Source organism: Streptomyces globisporus, assembly GCF_003501885.1.
Taxonomy (GTDB): domain Bacteria; phylum Actinomycetota; class Actinomycetes; order Streptomycetales; family Streptomycetaceae; genus Streptomyces; species Streptomyces globisporus_D.
Genome location: NZ_QWFA01000326.1, coordinates 1 through 3,690, shown reverse-complemented (window position 1 = coordinate 3,690; position 3,690 = coordinate 1). Strand labels below are relative to the sequence as shown.

The following is a 3,690-nucleotide window of genomic DNA, read 5'->3' as shown; positions in this document are numbered from 1 at the left end:
TGCAGGGCCGGCCGGGGTGGGGGCCTGGCCCTCCACGGCGGGGAGGAAGCCGACCTGGCCGGCGACCTGGAGGATGTTCCCCTTCTTCACGCCGTGCGAGAACTTCGCGGGCGGCGTGGTGTGGGTGGAGGGGGTGAGGGCGGTCTTCTCGGTCATGGCTGATCAGACTTTCTTGGGTCGGTTGGTGCCGGAGTACTCCCGGCTGATGGTCTCGGCGGTGCGCCGGACCAGCGGGAGCAGGGTGAGGAGTTCTTCGGCCGTGACGACCACATTGGGTGCGGACACCGACATGGCCGCGACGACCCGCCCGTCCGCGCCGCGGACGGGGGCGCCGATGCAGTTGATGGACTCCTCGTGGCCACCGAGGTCGGTGGCCCAGCCCTGTTCGCGGACGACGGCCAGCTCCTTGAGGAAGGCGGCCGCGTCGGGCGTCGAACGGGACGTGTACATGGGGTAGTCGAGCTTCTCGGCGATGGCGCGCCGCTCGGGCTCGGTGAGATCGGCCAGCAGCAGCTTGGCGACGGCCGCGACGGTGATCGCGACGGGCTTCCCGATCCGGGAGTACATCCGGACCGGGTAGCGGCTCTCCACCTTGTCGATGTAGAGGACTTCCTGCTCCTCGTACACGGCGAGGTGGACGGTGTGCCCGCACCGGTCGTTCAGGGCGACCAGGTGGGGGTGGGCGATCTCGCGTACGTCGAGATTCTCGACGGCCTCCTGCGCGAGGGCGAACAGCCGGGCGCCGAGGCGGTAGCGCTGGTCCTCCTGGCGGTAGACGAGGCCGTGCTCGTGGAGCGTACGCAGCAGCCGCAGCGCCGTGGACTTGTGGACGCCGAGCCGCTCGGCGACCTGCCCGAGGTCGGCGGGTCCCTGGGCGAGCAGCGGCAGGATGCTCAACGCCCGGTCGACGGTCTGGCTCATGGTGTGCGTACCTCCTCGGAGGCCCGGTCGGCTGCGGTCCAGCCGGGGCCGAGACGAAGTCTCCCCCAGGCGTCGTCGTCGAGGGCGACGAGCCGGTCGGCATGGTCGCGGGCGGGCGGGTCGGTGAGATCACCGGGGACGGTGAGGACGGCGGCGGCCATCAGGTGCCCGTGCCGGGCTCGGTCACGGACGGGCAGCCCGCGCAGGGTGGCGGAGAGGAACCCGGCGGCGAAGGCGTCTCCGGCCCCGACGGCGGCGACGACGTCGACGCGGAGGGCGGGGACGTGGGTGACGGTGTCGGAATCTTCAGCCCCTCCGGCACTCGGCGAACGGGCTCCGGCGGCAGAATCAGCCCCTCCACCCTCCGTGGAGCGTGCAGCCGGGGCATCTACAGCCCCTGCGGCGTTTGAGGAGCGGGGTCCGGGGCGGAGCCCCGAGGCGAACACCGTCGCGCCCGCACTCCCCCGCTTCACGACCAGCACGGACGGCTCCGGAACCGCCGCCCGGATCGCCTCCGCGCCGACGATCCCCCACGCCTCCTCCGCCTCGTCCTCCCCGACGAACACCAGATCGGCCCGCCGCGCCAGCTCCAGCAGCACAGACGCACCCGCGTCGCCGCCCCGCCACAGATGCGGCCTGTGGTTCACGTCGAACGACACCAACGGGCGACCCGGCTGCGCGGCCGTCAGCTCCCGCAGCAGCGCCAGGCAGTCGCCGGACAGCGCCGCCGTGATCCCGGACAGATGCAGGATGCGCCCCGCGAACAGCTCCTCGTACGGCATGTTCGCCGGCGACATCGCGGACGCCGCCGACCCCGCCCGGTAGTACGCGACCTCGTGCGTGTCGGTCCCCCGGTCCGTGGCCGTACGGAAGTAGATGCCGGTCGGCCGGACCGGATCGCGGCGGACCGCCGACGTGTCGACCCCGTACGACGCGATCGTCTCGACGAGGTGGTCGCCGAACCCGTCCGCGCCGACCCGGCCGACCCAGGCCGCCCGGTGCCCGGCGGCGGCGAGCGCGCAGGCCACGTTGGACTCGGCCCCGCCGATCCCGCGCCCGAAGGAGGGCACGTCGGCGAGGCGGCCGGGCTGCGAGGGCAGGAACGTCACCATGGACTCACCGAGACAGACGACATCGGTGGTCGTGGCGGCGACGGCCGTCCCTGCTGCGGGTCCGGACACTGAGGGCTCCTCGCTGATCGGCGTGCGGGCCGGTGGTCACCATTGACCGGGCATCGGCTCGGATGTTAGACAGCGTTGAGCGATATACGCAATGGGTGTTGCATATGTTGCAACGAAACTTCGAGGAGCTCCCCTTGGCAGCCGAAAGCCCCACCGACCGCACCGCGTCCTCCGCGGCATCCCTCACGGCCTCCCTCGCCGACGAGCGCGTCGACCAACGCTTCAAGGCGCTGCCACCGGACGCGGAGGGCCTGACCGTCGGGGCACTGGCCGCCGAGCGCCGCAACCTCTTCACCGGCGGGTTCACCACCCCCGTCCTCGCGCTCTCCGCCGAGTCGGTGGCCCACAACCTCGACCTCCTGGAGACGTACGCGGAGCGCCACGGCCTCGCGTTCGCCCCGCACGGCAAGACGTCCATGTCCCCGCAGCTCTTCGTGGACCAGCTGGAGCGCGGCGCGTGGGGCATCACGGCCGCCGTACCGCACCAGGCGCGGGTCTACCGGGCGTACGGGATCGGGCGGATCTTCCTCGCCAACGAACTGGTCGACCCGGTCGCCCTGCGCTGGCTGGCCGGCGAGATGGCGGCCGACCCGTCGTTCCGCTTCGTCTGTTACGTCGACTCCGTGCGCGGCGTCGAGCTGATGGACGCGGCCCTCGGCGCGGCGGGTGCCACCCTCCCGGTCGACGTGGTCGTCGAGCTGGGCGCGGGCGAGGGCGCGCGTACCGGAGCCCGTACGGAGGCCGACTGCACGGCGGTGGCCGACGCGGTGGCGGCGGCCGGTTCGCTGCGCCTGGTGGGCGTCGCCGGTTACGAGGGCGAGGTGCCGGACGCCGACCCCGAGCGGGTACGGGCGTGGCTGCGGCGGCTCGTCGCGCTGGCGGCCGCCTTCGACAGCGAGAAGCGGTTCGCCGGGGCCGAAGAGATCGTGATCAGCGCGGGCGGCAGCGCCTGGTTCGACGCGGTCGCCGACGTCTTCGCCGCGATCCCCGAACTGAGCCTGCCCGTCCTGAAGTTGCTGCGCTCCGGGGCGTACGTCTCGCACGACGACGGCCACTACAAGCACCTCACGCCCTTCAACCGCGTCCCCGAGGAGGGGGCCCTGGAGCCCGCCTTCCGGCTCTGGGCGCAGGTCGTCTCCCGCCCGACCGGCGAGCAGGCGTTCCTGAACGCGGGCAAGCGGGACGCGGCGTACGACCTCGACCTGCCCGAGGCGCAGGTGGTCCGCTCCGGCCGGGACGGCTCGGTGCGGCCCGCCACCGGGGTCACGGTCACCGGCCTCTCCGACCAGCACACCTGGGTACGGACGGAGGCAGGGGCCGAGCTGGAGGTGGGCGACTGGGTCGGCATGGGCCTCTCCCACCCCTGCACCAGTTTCGACAAGTGGCAGCTGATCCCGCTGGTCGAGGCGGACGGCACGGTCACGGACTACATCCGCACGTTCTTCTGAGCAGCCGCCCCTTCCCTCCTCCCGCCCCGAAAGGCCACCCATGGACCTGGTCCTGCGTGACGCGCTCGTCGTCGACGGCACCGGCGCGCTCCTACAGCGCGCCGACGTGCCGTCGACGACGAGCGCGTCACGCAGGACCA

At 72.6% G+C, this 3,690-nt stretch carries 3 protein-coding genes and 1 pseudogene; 1 reads left to right on the top strand and 3 read right to left on the bottom strand.

What is annotated here, in order from left to right:
- The 3 genes and pseudogenes from D3105_RS32965 to D3105_RS32955 all read right to left on the bottom strand — a co-directional run.
- Positions 1-156 (bottom strand): annotated as a pseudogene (locus D3105_RS32965) (RidA family protein); the annotation flags it as partial.
- Between the two features lie 6 nt (positions 157-162).
- A complete protein-coding gene (locus tag D3105_RS32960; protein ID WP_118906496.1) occupies positions 163-921 on the bottom strand; it encodes an IclR family transcriptional regulator in 759 nt (252 codons plus the stop codon).
- On the bottom strand, positions 918-2,102 hold the full coding sequence (locus D3105_RS32955) for a sugar kinase (protein WP_118906495.1): 1,185 nt from the start codon (positions 2,100-2,102) through the stop codon (positions 918-920). The genes D3105_RS32960 and D3105_RS32955 overlap by 4 nt, the downstream gene beginning before the upstream one ends.
- A gap of 134 nt (positions 2,103-2,236) precedes the next feature.
- On the opposite strand from D3105_RS32955, the gene D3105_RS32950 reads away from it, so the two are divergent.
- A complete protein-coding gene (locus tag D3105_RS32950; protein WP_118906494.1) occupies positions 2,237-3,550 on the top strand; it encodes an alanine racemase in 1,314 nt (437 codons plus the stop codon).
- Positions 3,551-3,690: the final 140 nt, after the last annotated feature.